Origin of the sequence: Angustibacter sp. McL0619, from assembly GCF_049994355.1 — a bacterium.
GTDB lineage: Bacteria > Actinomycetota > Actinomycetes > Actinomycetales > Angustibacteraceae > Angustibacter.
Window position 1 is genome coordinate 1,824,936 of the sequence record NZ_CP188257.1, and the last position, 15,018, is coordinate 1,839,953.

Genomic DNA, 15,018 nt, shown 5'->3' on the forward strand with positions numbered 1-15,018 from the left:
CGAAACCAGGAGAACCGTCAGTGCCCCTCGACGCCGCCGTCAAGAGCCAGATCATGTCCGAGTACGCGACGCACGAGGGCGACACCGGTTCGCCCGAGGTCCAGGTCGCGATGCTCACCCAGCGCATCAAGGACCTCACCGAGCACCTCAAGGAGCACAAGCACGACCACCACAGCCGTCGTGGTCTGCTCCTCCTCGTGGGCCAGCGTCGCCGGCTGCTCGGCTACCTGCGCGACAAGGACATCGCCCGGTACCGCTCACTGATCGAGCGCCTGGGCCTGCGCCGCTAGCGCATCCGCCGCGGTCCCTTCGGGGCCGCGGCGTTTCCATGTCGGGCGCCTGCCCGACGAGAGCACTGCCCACAACTGAACAGCACCACTGCGAGACGACGGCCGTACGGAGCGCCGGTCCTCGGTAGTGGCTCCCGGACGGCGTCGGACGACGCGGGCCGTGGGCCTCGATCGAAGACCGGGACCACGCGCCGCTCACGCCGTCGGTACGACAGGGCGCCCGTGTCGGGCGTCCTGCAGACGATGACTGATGAGATGAAACGGAGAGTGACCCCGACATGGAGGGTCCCGACACCCAGTTCGCCGAGGCCGTGCTCGACAACGGCAGCCACGGCACCCGCACCATCCGGTTCGAGACCGGACGACTGGCCAAGCAGGCCGCCGGTTCCGCCGTCGCCTACCTGGACGACGACACGATGCTGCTCGCGGCCACCACGGCCGGCAAGCACCCCAAGGACCACTTCGACTTCTTCCCCCTGACGATCGACGTCGAGGAGAAGATGTACGCCGCGGGCAAGATCCCCGGCTCGTTCTTCCGCCGTGAGGGCCGGCCGAGCACCGACGCCATCCTCACCTGCCGCCTGATCGACCGGCCGCTGCGCCCGTCCTTCGTCAAGGGCCTGCGCAACGAGGTCCAGGTCGTCATCACGGTCCTGGCGCTCAACCCCGACCACCAGTACGACGTCCTGGCCATCAACGCCGCGTCGATGTCGACCCAGCTGTCCGGCCTGCCGTTCAGCGGCCCGATCGGCGGCGTCCGCGTCGCCCTGATCGACGGCCAGTGGGTCGCGTTCCCGAACCACAGCCAGATGGAGCGCGCCGTCTTCGACATGGTCGTCGCCGGTCGCGTGGTCGAGACCGCGGACGGCTCCGACGTCGCGATCATGATGGTCGAGGCCGAGGCCACCGAGAACGCCTGGCCGCTGATCAAGGGCGAGAACGCCCAGGCGCCGACCGAGGAGGTCGTCGCACAGGGCCTCGAGGCGTCCAAGCCGTTCATCGCCGAGCTGGTCCGGGCGCAGGCCGACCTGGCCTCCCGCGCGACCAACACCCCGCTGGAGTTCCCAACCTTCCCGGACTACGCGGACGACGCGTACACCGCGGTCGAGCAGGCCACCTCGGCCGACCTCGAGCAGGCCCTGCAGATCGGCGCCAAGGCCGAGCGCGAGGACCGCCTGGACGAGATCAAGGCCGGCATGGCCGAGCAGCTCGCCGAGCAGTTCGAGGGCCGCGAGAAGGAGCTGTCCGCCGCCTACCGCAGTGTGCAGAAGAAGCTGATCCGTCAGCGCATCCTGCGCGACCACGTGCGCATCGACGGCCGCGGGCTGAGCGACATCCGCCAGTTGTCCGCCGAGGTCGAGGTCGTGCCCCGCGTGCACGGCTCGGCGCTGTTCGAGCGCGGCGAGACCCAGATCCTGGGCATCACCACGCTGAACATGCTGCGCATGGAGCAGCAGCTCGACACGCTCTCGCCCGAGACGCGCAAGCGCTACATGCACAACTACAACTTCCCGCCGTTCAGCACCGGCGAGACCGGTCGCGTGGGTTCGCCCAAGCGTCGCGAGATCGGGCACGGCGCTCTCGCCGAGCGCGCGCTCATGCCGGTGCTGCCGAGCCGCGAGGAGTTCCCCTACGCGATCCGTCAGGTGTCCGAGGCGCTCAGCTCCAACGGATCCACCTCGATGGGCTCGGTCTGCGCCTCGACGCTGGCCCTGCTCAACGCCGGTGTGCCGCTGAAGGCTCCGGTGGCCGGCATCGCGATGGGTCTGGTCAGCGACGAGGTCGACGGTGAGACCCGCTACGCGGCGCTGACCGACATCCTCGGGGCCGAGGACGCCTTCGGCGACATGGACTTCAAGGTCGCCGGCACCAAGGAGTTCGTCACCGCGATCCAGCTGGACACCAAGCTCGACGGCATCCCCGCCTCCGTGCTGGCCGGCGCGCTGACCCAGGCCCGCGACGCGCGCCTGCACATCCTGGACGTCATGGCCGAGGCCATCGACGCGCCGGACGAGATGTCGCCGTACGCGCCGCGGGTCATCGCGATCCACGTCCCGGTCGACAAGATCGGCGAGGTCATCGGGCCGAAGGGCAAGATGATCAACCAGATCCAGGACGAGACCGGCGCCCAGATCTCCATCGAGGACGACGGCACGGTCTACATCGGCGCCACCGACGGTCCCTCGGCGGACGCGGCTCGCAACATGGTCAACGCCATCGCGAACCCGCAGATGCCGGAGGTCGGCGAGCGCTTCCTGGGCACCGTGGTCAAGACCACGACGTTCGGTGCGTTCATCAGCCTGCTGCCCGGCAAGGACGGCCTGCTGCACATCTCCGAGATCCGCAAGCTCGTGGGTGGCAAGCGCATCGACTCCGTCGAGGACGTGCTCGCCGTGGGTCAGAAGGTGCAGGTCGAGCTCAAGGAGATCGACCCGCGCGGCAAGCTCAGCCTGGCCGCGGTGCTCGCGGACGACGCCGGCCAGGACGGCGGCACCGCAGACGTGGCAGCAGCCGAGGCCACGGCCGAGGTCTGAGCAACACCTTGTCCTCGCAGCCCGTTCACCCGGTCGGCGCGGTTCCGCTGCCGTTGACCGGCGAGCTCACCAGCACCCTTGCTGGGGAGGCCGACGACGCCCTCGTGCGTCGCTCGGTCCTCCCCGGCGGGGTGCGGGTGCTCAGTGAGCACGTGCCCGGTGTCCGCAGCGTCACGCTCGGCTGCTGGGTCGGAGTGGGCAGCCGGGACGAGGCCGAGGGCTTCCGCGGCGCCACCCACTTCCTGGAGCACCTGCTGTTCAAGGGCACCGCCCGCCGTTCCGCGCTGGACATCGCCGTCGCCTTCGACACCGTCGGTGGCGAGGCCAACGCGGTGACCGGCAAGGAGCACACCTGCTACTACGCACGAGTGCTGGACGCCGACCTCCCGCTGGCCGCGGACGTGATCACCGACATGGTGACCTCGGCGACGCTGCTCGAGCAGGACGTGGACGCCGAGCGAGGGGTCATCCTCGAAGAGCTCGCGATGAACGACGACGACCCGGCCGACGTCGTGCACGAGCGGATCGCCGAGGCGGTCCTGGGCGACCACCCCCTGGGTCGACCGATCGGCGGCACGCCGCAGACCATCGCGGCGATCGATGCCGCGCACGTCGGCGGTCACTACCGTCAGCACTACACCTCGGACACCCTGGTCTTCACCGGCGCCGGCAACGTCGAGCACGACCAGCTGTGCCGGATGATCGAGGCCGAGCTGGCCCGGACCGGCCTCGTCCGCTCGGCCGCACACCCGGCGGCGCGCCGGGTCGGCACAACGGTCACCGCGGGGCACGGCGCCGGCAGCACCGTCGTGGTGCGCCGTCCCACCGAGCAGGCCAACGTGATCCTGGCCACCACCGGGTTGACCGCCACCGACGAGCGGCGGTACTCGCTGTCGGTGCTCAACGCGGTGCTCGGCGGCGGCATGAGCAGCCGGTTGTTCCAGGAGGTGCGCGAAAAGCGCGGCCTGGCGTACTCGGTGTACTCGTTCGCGTCGAGCTACGCGGACTCGGGCTACTTCGGCCTGTATGCCGGCTGCACGCCGGCCAAGGCCAAGCAGGTCGTGCAGCTGATGAGCGACGAGCTCGAGCGGATCGCCGAGCAGGGCATCGACGCCGAGGAGCTCACTCGTGGCATCGGTCAGATGCGCGGTGGCCTGGTCCTGGGCATGGAGGACACCGGCTCCCGGATGACCCGGCTGGGCAAGGCCGAGCTGGTCTACGGCGAGTACCTGACGATGGACGACGTGCTGGCTCGGATCGAGGCGGTCACCGCCGATCAGGTGCGTTCGGTGGCGGCCGAGCTGGCCGCCCGGCCGCGCTCGCTCGCCGTGGTCGGACCCTTCGACGAGGACACCTCGTTCGGCCTCTAGGCTGACCGCTGTGACAGCCACCCGGGTCAGTGTGATCGGTGCCTCGGGCCGGATGGGCAGCGAGGTGTGCCGTGCGGTCGAGGCGGCCGACGACCTCGAGCTGGCCGGCCGGTTCGACCTCGGCGACGAGCTGGGCGACCTGGCCGGCGCCGACGTGGTGGTGGAGTTCTCCGTGCCGGACGCCAGCCTGGCCAACGTGCTGCAATGCATCGAGCGCGACGTGCACGTGGTCGTCGGTACCACCGGCTGGGACGAGCGCCGGCTGGGCTCAGTGCGGGCCGCGCTGGGCCGGCACCCGGCGGTCGGCGTCCTGGTCGCGCCCAACTTCGCCATCGGCGCGGTGCTGATGATGCGCTTCGCGCAGCAGGCTGCCCGGTTCTACGAGTCGGTCGAGGTGGTTGAGCTGCACCACCCGAACAAGGTCGACGCGCCGAGCGGGACGGCCGCCCGAACCGCCGAGCTGGTGGCCGCGGCCCGAACGGATGCCGGGCTCGGCGCCGTGCCTGACGCGACGACGTCCGACCCCAGCGGGGCGCGGGGTGCGGACGTGCACGGCGTGCGCGTGCACGCGGTGCGGCTGCGCGGGCTGGTCGCGCACCAGGAGGTGCTGTTCGGTGCGGTGGGGGAGCAGCTGACCCTGCGGCACGACTCGTTCGACCGCGCGTCCTTCATGCCCGGCGTGCTGGCCGGGGTGCGGGCGGTGCCGGGTCGCCCCGGGCTGACCGTCGGCCTCGAGAACGTCCTCGACCTCGGCTGACCGGCTTGCTGTGCGCACCAAGCTGACCGTCGCGGTCCTCGTCCTGGCCTTCGCCTTCTACGCCGTCACCATCGGCTGGCGCGGCGTGCTCCTGGTCGACGACGGCCGACCCGCACCGGTGCTGCTCGGCATCGCGGTCCTGGTGATGCCGCTGGTCACCGGCTGGGCGGTCTGGCGCGAGCTGCAGTTCGGCCTGGCCACGCAGCAGCTGGGCCGTGAGCTGGACGCCGAGGGCGGACTGCCGCCGGACGACCTGCCGCGCCGGCCCAGCGGACGCGTCGACCGGGCAGCCGCGGACGCCGCGTTCGGTCCCTACCGGGACGCCGTCGAGGCCGCCCCGCGGGACTGGAGGGGCTGGTACCGGCTGGCCCTGGCCTACGACGCCGCAGGCGACCGCAGACGGGCCCGAGCGGCCGCTCGGCGGGCCGTCGCGTTGGAGCACGCGCAGCGCTGATCGCCCCGAAACGAGCGCATTTAGGTCGCATCTTCTCGGCGCTGACGGTCGGGTAACGCCGTGATCTCGGTTCAGGTCAGTCTGCGTCGTGAATCTTGCCAGAAGTCCATGAAAGCGCTATTACATGTCGTGGGGTTCTTCACTGCCGAGGCGCCAGGCCGTCGGCTGACCCTGCGAGAGGGAGGCACCTGATGGCCCTACCAATGGGCAAGCGCCGGAGCAGAATCTGGTTCGCAGTCGCCGTCACGGCGTCGCTGGCCGCAGCGACGGCATGTGGAGGTGGAGACAGTGGCTCCGACAGTGCCGCGCAGTCCGGCACGGACAGCCGGGGGCCGATCACGTTCGTCACCGGCAAGGACAACAGCGGCGTGTGGGCGCCCACGATCGAGAAGTGGAACACCGCCCACCCCAACGAGAAGGTGACGCTCAAGGAGCAGAGCGACAACGCGGACCAGCAGCACGACGACATCGTGCAGCACATGCAAGCCAAGGATCCGAGCTACGACATCGTCACGGTGGACGTGGTCTGGACGGCCGAGTTCGCGGCCAAGGGCTGGCTCACCCCGCTCAAGGACAAGTTCGCCCTGGACACGTCCGGGCTCCTGAAGCCGACCGTCGACGCGGCTACCTACAACGGCACTCTCTTCGCGGCCCCGTTCGCCAGTGACGGCGGGATGCTCTACTACCGCAAGGACCTCGTGCCCACGCCGCCGAAGACGCTCAGCGAGATGTGGGGCATGTGCTCCATCGCCAAGAAGAACAACATGGACTGCTACGCCGGCCAGTTCGCCAAGTACGAGGGCCTGACGGTGAACGCGGCTGAGGCGATGAACACCGCTGGCGGCAAGATCGTGGACTCGAAGGGCGCAGCCACGGTCGACTCCGCGGAGGCGACTGCGGGCCTGCAGGACCTCGCCGACCACTACAAGAACGGCGACATCCCCAAGCAGGCCATCACTTACCAGGAGGAGCAGGGCCGCATGTCCTTCGAGGACGGCAAGCTGCTGTTCCTGCGCAACTGGCCGTACGTGTACAGCCTGGCCAGCACGGACGGCTCGTCGAAGGTCAAGGGCAAGTTCGGGGTGGCTCCGCTGCCCGGCCTGAGCGGCCCGGGGGCGTCCAGCCTCGGCGGCCACAGCGAGGGCATCAGTGCCTACGGCAAGCACAAGGCGACGGCGTTCGACTTCGTGAAGTTCATCGAGCAGCCGGAGCAGCAGAAGTTCTTCATGCAGAAGGGCTCGCTGGCACCGGTCCTCGGCGCCATCTACGACGACGCGGACCTGATCGCCAAGGCGCCGTACCTGCCCGTGCTGAAGACGTCCATCGAGAACGCCGTGCCGCGACCCGTCACGCCGTTCTATCCCGCGGTGACCACGGCGATCCAGGACAACGCCTACGCCGCCATCAAGGGTGACAAGACGGTCGACCAGGCCATCAAGGACATGCAGGCCGCCATCACCGCCGCCAGCAGCTGACGCTGCCTGACGGAAGCAGGTGCGGGGTCGCCACGGCCCCGCACCTGCCCTGGTGTCGCACACACGGGCTAGGAGGCCCAGATGAGCACTGCCACCGAGTCGACGTCCGCGGCGGGGACGCGAAGGTCGAAGCCACCGAAGCGGAAGAGCCTCGACGCCGGCCACGGCCGGCGCGCCCTGTATCTGGTGGCGCCGACGGTTCTCCTGCTCACCGTCGTGATCGTCTACCCGCTGATCAAAGCGGTCATCATGTCCTTCCAGAAGGACGCCGGGCTGGACAAGGCCACCGGCCTGTTCGTGGAAGGCGGCAGTGCCGGCCTGTCGAACTACCGGCACTGGCTGCTCCAGCAGTGCCAGACACCAAACGGGACCTGGATATCGTGCCCCCCCGGGCAGATCGGGTCCCAGTTCTACAGCGCTGTCGGCGTCACGCTGTTCTTCACGGTCGCGACGGTGACGATCGAGATCGGCCTGGGTCTGTGGTTCGCGATCATCATGAACCGCACGTTCAAGGGTCGCGGCCTGACTCGCGCGGCGATCCTGATCCCCTGGGCGATCCCCACCGCTGTCACCGCCAAGCTGTGGCTGTTCATCTTCGCCTACGAGGGAATCGCCAACAAGCTGCTGAACACCCACATCCTGTGGACCGGGGACACCTGGCCATCCCGCATGGCGGTGGTGATCGCCGACGTCTGGAAGACGACACCGTTCATGGCGTTGCTGATCCTGGCCGGTCTGCAGATCATCCCGGGCGAGGTCTACGAGGCGGCGGCGATCGACGGCGCATCCAAGTTCCAGGTCTTCCGGATGGTGACGATCCCGATGATCAAGGTGCCCTTGATGGTCGCGATCCTGTTCCGCACGCTCGACGTGCTGCGCATCTACGACCTGCCGGCGATCCTGACCGGTGGTGGCGGCGGCTCCGGCCACGCCACGACAACTCTGTCGATCCTGGTCATCAAGCAGATCCGTGCTGGGTTCAACAGTGCGTCCGCGCTGTCCACGATCGTGTTCCTGATCATCGCGTTCACCGCCTTCCTGTTCATCAAGTTCGGTGGCGCGGACGTGGTCAAGAGACCGCCGAAGGCAGGCAAGGCGGGCAAGGAGACCACTGAGCCCGAGCTCGGCGAGATCGCGATCACCATGGACGGGAAGTGATGTCATGACCACGCAGGCACTGCCCAGCACCACCGCCGGCTCGTCCACCGACGCCGCGCGGTTCAAGGCGCCCAGCAACCGGTGGCCGGTCATCCGCTCCTACGCCGGGCTGACCCTGATCATCATCTGGGGCCTCGCGCCGTTCTACTGGATGGTCGTCACCTCGTTCCGGGACGTCGGCTACACCTACGACACGACGCCCTGGCCGACCCACGTCACGCTCGACAACTACCGGACGGCGTTCTCCACCGATCTCGGCAACCACTTCACCCGAGCGCTGGGCAACAGCGTGGTCATCGGGGTCCTCACCACGGCGATCGCCATGACCGTCGGGGTCTTCGCGGCCTACGCGCTCGCTCGGCTGAACTTCAAGGGCAAGTACCTGGTCCTGGGCTTCATCCTCGGTGCGTCGATGTTCCCCGGCGTCGCGCTGGTGTCCCCGCTGTTCGAGCTGTTCTCCTCGATCGGCTGGCTCAACGGCTACAACTACCAGGCGCTGATCATCCCCGACATCTCGTTCGCCTTGCCGCTCACGGTGTACACGCTGACCGCATTCTTCAGCGAGATGCCTTGGGACCTCGAGGAATCAGCGCGGATCGACGGCTGCAAACCCGGCCAGGCGTTCCGCAAGATCATGCTGCCGCTCGCGGCGCCGGGCTTGTTCACCACCGCGATCCTGTGCTTCATCAGCTCATGGAACGAGTTCCTGCTCGCGGCTCAGTTCTCCACGAGCAAGACCCAGCCCGTCACGGTTGCCATCGCCTTCTTCACCGGCGCCCAACCGCACCAGGAGCCCTACACCACAGTGATGGCGGCGGGCACCATCGTGACCGTTCCGCTGATCATCATGGTTCTGGTGTTCCAGCGCGCTATCGTCTCGGGGCTGACCGCCGGAGGTGTCAAGGGTTAGCCGGCCATCCAACAGATCGGACGTCATGCGACTGTTCAATCCAGGTTCGGGCACCGGCACCAGCCCTCGCGGCAAGGCCCAGCGCCTGGACATGCTGATGGGCATCCTCGGCTTCTTCGCGGCCATGGCGCTCATCCAGACCGTCGTGCTCGAGTTCCGCGGCGACCCAGCTGGACTGTCGGCCGGACTGCTGCTGGTCCTGGTCCTGCTGCTGGCCCTCGTCCTTCGAGCCCGGCGCAGGACCGGCGTGTAGCGGGCCGTCGTGACAACCATCTCGGACGTCGCCCGGGCGGCCGGCGTCTCGGTCGCGACGGTGTCACGCGCCCTGCGCGGGCTGGACCGGGTCAGCCCGCAGACCCGCGACCGCGTTCTGCGAGCCGCCAAGTCGCTGGACTACATGCCGTCCCCGACGGCGTCGAGCTTGGCGTCCGGCAAGACGCACGTCGTGGCGGTGGTCGTGCCGTACGTCACGCGCTGGTACTTCGCGCACCTGATCAGCGGGGCGTCCCAGGTGCTGCGTGACAAAGGGTTCCACGTCCTGCTCCTGGATGTCCGTGACGAAGGCCCGAACCGGGCAACCCTGCTGGACTCCCGCATGCTGTTCAAACGGGTTGACGGGGTGCTGATCCTCTCGTTGCGCCTGCAGCAGCCGGAGCGAGAGCTGCTGCAGCGGTTGCAGATGCCGGTGGTGACGGTCGGCGTCCCGGACCAGGACTGGCCGTGCGTACGGATCGACGACATCGCCACCACCAGCATCGCCACCGAGCACCTGATCCGCCTGGGGCACCGCAGGATCGGCTACGTAGGGGGTGACTCCGTGCCCGCCATGAACTTCCCGACCCCAGCCGACCGGGCCAAGGGGTTCCGCGACACGATGGGTCGTCACGGCCTGGACGTCGATCCCGGGTCCTTCGTGATGGGGGACTGGTCGGCGCGCAGCGGTCTGGACGCCGGCCGGGAGCTGCTGTCCCGCGCGGACCGACCGACGGCGGTGGTCGCGGCGTCCGACGAGCTCGCGCTGGGCGTGATGGCAGCTGCCCGCGAGCTCGCACTGTCCGTGCCGCGGGATGTCTCGGTGGTCGGCATCGACGACCACGAGCTGGCCGAGCTGCACGGCCTGACCACGATCGCCCAGCCGGTGGACGAGCAGGGCCGGATGGCGACCCGGCTGCTGCTGTCCACCGTGGCCGGACTGCCGACCGGCCACGAGGTCGCCACGGTGCCCGTCACGCTCGTCGAGCGGCGCTCGACCGCCGCGCCGCCTAGGCCCTGACCCGTCCGAAGCCGGCGGCTGCGGCGGTGCTGAGTGTGTGCACCACCTGCTCCATCGGGCCGCGGGCGAACGAGCGCCGCCACAGCACAGCCAGCAGCACAGCCACCGCGACGTGGGTGGCCAGCAGCATCCCTCGGTGCACGACGTGCTGCTGGGCGTCGGCGGCCACCACGTGCACGGTGTACAGGGTCAAGGTCATCGACCCGGTGGCCGCCAGGGCGCCCACCACACCGTCGCCGAGCCGGCCGAGCCGGCGGTCGCAGACGAGCAGTGCGAGTCCCAGCACCAGCAGCGCCGACCCGATGGCGCCGACCAGGTCCAGCGTCGTGCCCGAGTGCGCGCTGGCGACCACCTGCCACCACCAGGACGTCGTGGGCGTGGTGCCGTAGAGGCCCCGCAGCTCCAGCTGGCCTGCTCCCAGGGACGGCAGGACGACCTGCTGCGGACCGGCGACGACCAGCCGTTGCCAGCCTGCGACGTCCAGCAGCCACCGGGACACGAGCATCGCGGCCACCGCCAGCCCTGCACCGGTGATGGTCAGCGTCCAGGCGGTCCGCTTGCGGCGCAACGACATCCGTCCGACAGCGACGCCCACCGCGAGGTAGGCCAACCAGGTCAGCACCGGGTAGTAGCCGGTCAGCGTCAGCCGGGTCAGCAGGTCCAAGGGCTGGTCCAGCACGTCGTGGAACGCGGGTTGCGGCCCGGGGCCGGGAGGCAGGTTCAGCCGCCACGACTGGCTGACCAGCGGCATCACCAGCGCCCAGGCCGCGCCGCCGGCCAGCAGCAGGGCCGGGCGCAGCCACAGCAGGGGAAGTCCCAGCACGAACAGCAGCGCGTAGTTCACCAGGATCACCGCGATGGGCGGGTCCAGCTGCACCAGCGCCAGCCCGACGACCGCGATCGCCGCGGACCGGACGACGACCCGCACGACGACTGCCCGGGCCGGCCGCAGCCGGGGTGTGCGACCGCCGGTGGACAAGGCCAGGCTGACCCCGGCCAGCACCGCGAACAGTGCCGAGGCGCGGCCGCCGGCGAACCAGAACCAGGGGGTGACCCGGCCCTGCGCGTCCAGCTCGGGAAGCAGGTGGGTGCCCATCATGCCGATCAGCGCCACGGCCCGCGCGACGTCGACGCCACGCAGTCGCGCCCCCTTCAACCCCGGGTGGGTGCCCGTCCTCATGCCGCCCAGCCCAGAGCCCGCAGCCCGGCCGCCACCGCCGCGGCGACCAGGATCACCACCAGGAACGGTGCCCGCAGCAGCAGGGCGACCACGGCTGCAGCGAGACCGGCGACCCTGGCGTCCAGCACAAGGTGGCCCCCCGGAGCGGCGAACGCCTGGACGGCCACCAGCCCGGCGAGCAGGCAGACCGGCAGCAACGTCAGCGCGCGCGACGAGAGCGGGCCGAGCAGCAACCGGGGTGGTACCAGGTGACCGGCCAGCTTGGTCAGGAAGGACAGCAGGCACGCCAGCAGCACCGCCACGAGCAGCACGCTGTCGGTCATGACGTTCCCCGGTGGGCGGTCGGTGAGCGCTGGTGCTGCCAGACGGCGGCCGCGACCGCCACCAGCCCGGCCGCCAGGATCGGGAGTCCGGCCGGCAGCACCGGTACGCAGACCAGGGCGAGCGCCGCGGCCATCACGGCGACCACCCGGGGCTCCCGCGAGGTGAGCCGTGGCCAGAGCAGGGCGACGAACGCGGCGGCGGCCATCGCGTCCAGCCCGTAGCGGCGGGGGTCGCCGAGCCGGTCGCCGATCAGCGCGCCCAAGGCCGTCATCAGGTTCCAGCCGACGTACACGGCCGCCCCGGTCACCCAGAACCCGAGCGTGCGGGCCGCGGGCTCGGGCTGCCCGCTGCCCACCGCGAACGACTCGTCGATGGTCAGCTGGGCGGCCGCCAGCCGGCGCGGGCCATGGGCGTGCAGCCACTGGGCCACCTGCATCCCGTACAGGCCGTTGCGAACCCCCAGCATGGTGGACGTCGCGACCGCCGCGGCTGGTCCACCGCCGGCCGCGACCACGCCCACGAAGGCGAACTGCGAGCCGCCGGTGAACAGCAGCGCGGACAGCGCGACGGTCGGCCAGAAGCCGATTCCCGCGGCCACGGACAGTGCGCCGAAGCTGATCCCGTACAGCCCGGTGGCGACGCCGACGGCCACGCTCTGGCGCAGGACGGCGCGTCGCCGGGCCTGCGGCAACGCGTCGGGGGGCGCCGTCACCGGCCGATCGCCGCGGACCAGCGCAGCTCGCGCACGGTCGACGTGCCGTCGCCCGAGGCGTCCAGCACCCGGCTCGCGCCGTCCGCGCTGAAGCCGGCCGCGGACAGGAAGCGCTGCCGGTCGGTGTCGGGCTCGGGGACCCAGGCCCGCAGGACGGTGAAACCGTTGTCCCGCAGGGTGTCTGCGCTGGCATTCAGCAGTCTGGACCCGTGGCCGCGACCGGTGCTGCCCGGCTCGACCAGCAGTACGAGGAGCTCGGCGTCCTGACCGGGGGTCGCGTCCGCGTCGGTGCCCGGGCTGATCGCGGCGAAGGCCACCACGTCCGGTCCCGCGGTGGCCACCAGTACTCGGTGGTCGGCGGATGGCGGATCGCTGACGGCGGCCAGCCAGGACGCGGCCAGCGCCTGTGGCGCCAGGGCGGCATCGGCCCGGCTCGGCAGCAGGTCCGCGTAGCTCGCCTGCCAGGCCTGGGCGTGCACCCGGCCGATGGCGTCGGCGTCCTGCGGGCGTGCGGGGCGGACGCCGGCGTCGGGGGTCGGGGTGCTCATCGTGGCATTCTCGCAGCACGTAGGGTCAGGCCCGTGACCGATCAGCTGCCCCGCACCGACCTCGCCGACCGCACGTTCGCCGCGGTGCTCTTCGACCTGGACGGCACGCTCGTGGACTCGACCGCCGCGGTGCTGCGCAGCTGGGTCACCTGGGCGATCGAGCACGACGTCGACCCGTTGCGGCTGCAGGGGTTTCACGGGGTCCCCGCTCGGCAGATCGTGAGCCAGCTCGTGCATCCGGACCAGGTGGACAGCGCGTCCCAGCGGATCGACGACCTGGAGCTGACCGACGTGACCGGGGTCGTCGGGCTGCCCGGCGCGGCGGAGGCGCTGGCCGCGCTGCCGGCCGGCCGGGCCGCGGTGGTCACCTCGTGCACGCGCCTGCTGGCCGAGGCCCGGATCGGTGCCGCCGGACTGCAGCCGCCCGGTGCGGTGGTGACCGCGGACGACGTGACCCACGGCAAGCCGGATCCGGAGCCCTTCCTGCTCGGCGCCGAACGGCTGGGCGTGCCGCCGGGGGACTGCCTGGTGGTCGAGGACGCACCGATGGGCCTGGCGTCGGCCCGGGCGGCCGGGATGGCCACTCTCGCGGTCACCACCACGACCGCGGCGGCCGACCTGGACGCCGACCTGGTGGTCACCAGCCTGGCCGACGTCGAGCTGCGCTCGACGTCGGACGGCGTCCGGGTGGTGCGCCGGTCCGCCTGACATTTGGTCAGGTGATCAGGTGGTCGCAACGCGCTCGTACCGCAGGAAGCGGTACGCGAGTCCGCTGGCCGACTCCAGCCATCCCTGCCCCGGGTCGGCCTGCACCAGCGACCACTCGCGCTCGTCCGGTTGCGGCGCGTACGCGTCCCCGTCGACGTCCTGGTCGATCTCGGTGACCACCAGCGTGTCGGCCAGGGGCATCGTGGCGCGGTAGACCTGCTCGCCGCCGATCACCCAGAGCGGCCCGACGCCGGTGGCGAGCTCGTCCGCGATCGCCGCCGCCACGTCGTGCCGAACGCTCGCGCCGGGAGCCTGGTAGTCCCGCTGGCGGGTGATCACGACGTTGCGCCGGCCCGGGAGCGGCCGGAACCGTTGCGGCAGAGACTCCCAGGTGGCGCGTCCCATCAGGACGGTGCCGCCGGTGGTCAGCTCGCGAAAGTGCTTCTGGTCCTCAGGCAGGTGCCACGGCAACCCGTTGTCCCGCCCGATCACGCCGCCGCGGGCCTGCGCCCACACCATCGCGACCCTCACACAGCCACCGGTGCCTTGATCGCCGGGTGGTGCTGGTAGTCCACGACGGTCAGGTCGTCGTAGTCGTAGTCGAACAGCGACGCCGCCTTGTGCAGCTCGAGACGCGGGAACGGATATGGCGTGCGGCCGAGCTGCTCGCGGACCTGGTCGACGTGGTTGTCGTAGATGTGGCAGTCGCCGCCGGTCCAGACGAAGTCGCCGAGCTCGAGGCCGACCTGCTGGGCGATCATCTGGGTCAGCAGCGCGTAGCTCGCGATGTTGAACGGCACGCCCAGGAACAGGTCGGCGCTGCGCTGGTAGAGCTGGCAGGACAGCCGACCGTCGGCGACGTAGAACTGGAAGAACGCATGGCACGGGGCGAGCGCCATCTGCGGGATGTCCGCGACGTTCCACGCGGACACGATGATCCGGCGCGAGTCGGGGTCGGTGCGCAGCTGCTCGAGCACCTGCGAGACCTGGTCGACGTGCCGCCCGTCCGGGGTCGGCCAGGACCGCCACTGCACGCCGTAGACCGGGCCGAGGTCGCCGTCCGCGTCCGCCCACTCGTCCCAGATCGAGACGCCGCGCTCCTGCAGCCAGCGAACGTTTCCCTCCCCGCGCAGGAACCAGAGCAGCTCGAGCGCGACCGACTTGAAGTGCACCCGCTTGGTGGTGACCATCGGGAAGCCCTCGGCCAGCGGGTAGCGCAGCTGGTGACCGAAGACGCTGCGGGTGCCGGTGCCGGTCCGGTCGCCCTTCACCGTGCCGTGCTCCATCACGTGCCGGAGCAGGTTCTCGTACTGGGTGTCTGGCTG

The 15,018-nt window shown here is 70.4% G+C and carries 17 protein-coding genes; 11 read left to right on the forward strand and 6 right to left on the reverse strand.

What is annotated here, in order from left to right:
• Positions 1-20: 20 nt before the first annotated feature.
• The 10 genes from rpsO to ACPPVT_RS08490 all read left to right on the forward strand — a co-directional run bounded on the left by rpsO (position 21) and on the right by ACPPVT_RS08490 (position 10,221).
• The gene (gene rpsO / locus ACPPVT_RS08445) at positions 21-290 is read left to right on the forward strand and encodes a 30S ribosomal protein S15 (RefSeq protein ID WP_426566556.1); all 270 of its coding nucleotides are present in this window, start codon (positions 21-23) and stop codon (positions 288-290) included.
• A 278-nt stretch (positions 291-568) separates the two neighbouring features.
• The gene (locus ACPPVT_RS08450; RefSeq protein ID WP_426566557.1) at positions 569-2,824 is read left to right on the forward strand and encodes a polyribonucleotide nucleotidyltransferase; all 2,256 of its coding nucleotides are present in this window, start codon (positions 569-571) and stop codon (positions 2,822-2,824) included.
• Between the two features lie 47 nt (positions 2,825-2,871).
• Positions 2,872-4,194: a M16 family metallopeptidase gene (locus ACPPVT_RS08455; RefSeq protein ID WP_426567097.1), complete on the forward strand. Its 1,323-nt coding sequence runs from the start codon at positions 2,872-2,874 to the stop codon at positions 4,192-4,194.
• A gap of 52 nt (positions 4,195-4,246) precedes the next feature.
• Entirely contained in the window at positions 4,247-4,951 is a 705-nt protein-coding gene (dapB, locus tag ACPPVT_RS08460) for a 4-hydroxy-tetrahydrodipicolinate reductase (RefSeq protein ID WP_426567098.1), read from the forward strand.
• Positions 4,952-4,961: 10 nt separating this feature from the next.
• Positions 4,962-5,405, forward strand: coding sequence for a hypothetical protein (locus ACPPVT_RS08465; protein ID WP_426566558.1), 444 nt, complete (start codon positions 4,962-4,964; stop codon positions 5,403-5,405).
• Between the two features lie 191 nt (positions 5,406-5,596).
• Positions 5,597-6,880: an ABC transporter substrate-binding protein gene (locus tag ACPPVT_RS08470; RefSeq protein ID WP_426566559.1), complete on the forward strand. Its 1,284-nt coding sequence runs from the start codon at positions 5,597-5,599 to the stop codon at positions 6,878-6,880.
• An 81-nt stretch (positions 6,881-6,961) separates the two neighbouring features.
• Positions 6,962-8,038, forward strand: coding sequence for a carbohydrate ABC transporter permease (locus tag ACPPVT_RS08475; protein ID WP_426566560.1), 1,077 nt, complete (start codon positions 6,962-6,964; stop codon positions 8,036-8,038).
• Between the two features lie 4 nt (positions 8,039-8,042).
• Positions 8,043-8,948 carry a carbohydrate ABC transporter permease gene (locus ACPPVT_RS08480; protein WP_426566561.1) on the forward strand — a complete coding sequence of 302 codons (906 nt, stop codon included), beginning with the start codon at positions 8,043-8,045 and terminating at the stop codon, positions 8,946-8,948.
• A gap of 25 nt (positions 8,949-8,973) precedes the next feature.
• The gene (locus tag ACPPVT_RS08485; RefSeq protein ID WP_426566562.1) at positions 8,974-9,201 is read left to right on the forward strand and encodes a hypothetical protein; all 228 of its coding nucleotides are present in this window, start codon (positions 8,974-8,976) and stop codon (positions 9,199-9,201) included.
• A 9-nt stretch (positions 9,202-9,210) separates the two neighbouring features.
• Positions 9,211-10,221 (forward strand): LacI family DNA-binding transcriptional regulator, encoded by a 1,011-nt coding sequence (locus ACPPVT_RS08490; protein ID WP_426566563.1) that lies wholly within the window; start codon positions 9,211-9,213, stop codon positions 10,219-10,221.
• Here ACPPVT_RS08490 and ACPPVT_RS08495 read toward each other — a convergent pair.
• Genes ACPPVT_RS08495 through ACPPVT_RS08510 form a run of 4 tightly spaced genes read right to left on the reverse strand, consistent with a single transcriptional unit; the run spans position 10,211 to position 12,985 of the window.
• Positions 10,211-11,401 (reverse strand): heparan-alpha-glucosaminide N-acetyltransferase domain-containing protein, encoded by a 1,191-nt coding sequence (locus tag ACPPVT_RS08495; protein WP_426566564.1) that lies wholly within the window; start codon positions 11,399-11,401, stop codon positions 10,211-10,213. The two genes, ACPPVT_RS08490 and ACPPVT_RS08495, sit on opposite strands and share 11 nt — an antisense overlap.
• Positions 11,398-11,724, reverse strand: coding sequence for an AzlD domain-containing protein (locus ACPPVT_RS08500; protein WP_426566565.1), 327 nt, complete (start codon positions 11,722-11,724; stop codon positions 11,398-11,400). The genes ACPPVT_RS08495 and ACPPVT_RS08500 overlap by 4 nt, the downstream gene beginning before the upstream one ends.
• A complete protein-coding gene (locus ACPPVT_RS08505) occupies positions 11,721-12,437 on the reverse strand; it encodes an AzlC family ABC transporter permease (protein ID WP_426566566.1) in 717 nt (238 codons plus the stop codon). The genes ACPPVT_RS08500 and ACPPVT_RS08505 overlap by 4 nt, the downstream gene beginning before the upstream one ends.
• On the reverse strand, positions 12,434-12,985 hold the full coding sequence (locus ACPPVT_RS08510; RefSeq protein ID WP_426566567.1) for an N-acetyltransferase family protein: 552 nt from the start codon (positions 12,983-12,985) through the stop codon (positions 12,434-12,436). Before ACPPVT_RS08510 ends, ACPPVT_RS08505 begins: the two co-directional genes overlap by 4 nt.
• A gap of 33 nt (positions 12,986-13,018) precedes the next feature.
• Here ACPPVT_RS08510 and ACPPVT_RS08515 point away from each other — a divergent pair, with 33 nt between their 5' ends.
• On the forward strand, positions 13,019-13,693 hold the full coding sequence (locus ACPPVT_RS08515; RefSeq protein WP_426566568.1) for an HAD-IA family hydrolase: 675 nt from the start codon (positions 13,019-13,021) through the stop codon (positions 13,691-13,693).
• Between the two features lie 15 nt (positions 13,694-13,708).
• On the opposite strand, the gene ACPPVT_RS08520 is transcribed toward ACPPVT_RS08515, so the two are convergent.
• Positions 13,709-14,224, reverse strand: a complete 516-nt coding sequence (locus tag ACPPVT_RS08520; protein ID WP_426566569.1) for a dihydrofolate reductase — start codon at positions 14,222-14,224, stop codon at positions 13,709-13,711.
• Entirely contained in the window at positions 14,221-14,979 is a 759-nt protein-coding gene (locus ACPPVT_RS08525) for a thymidylate synthase (protein ID WP_426567099.1), read from the reverse strand. Before ACPPVT_RS08525 ends, ACPPVT_RS08520 begins: the two co-directional genes overlap by 4 nt.
• Positions 14,980-15,018 lie beyond the last annotated feature (39 nt).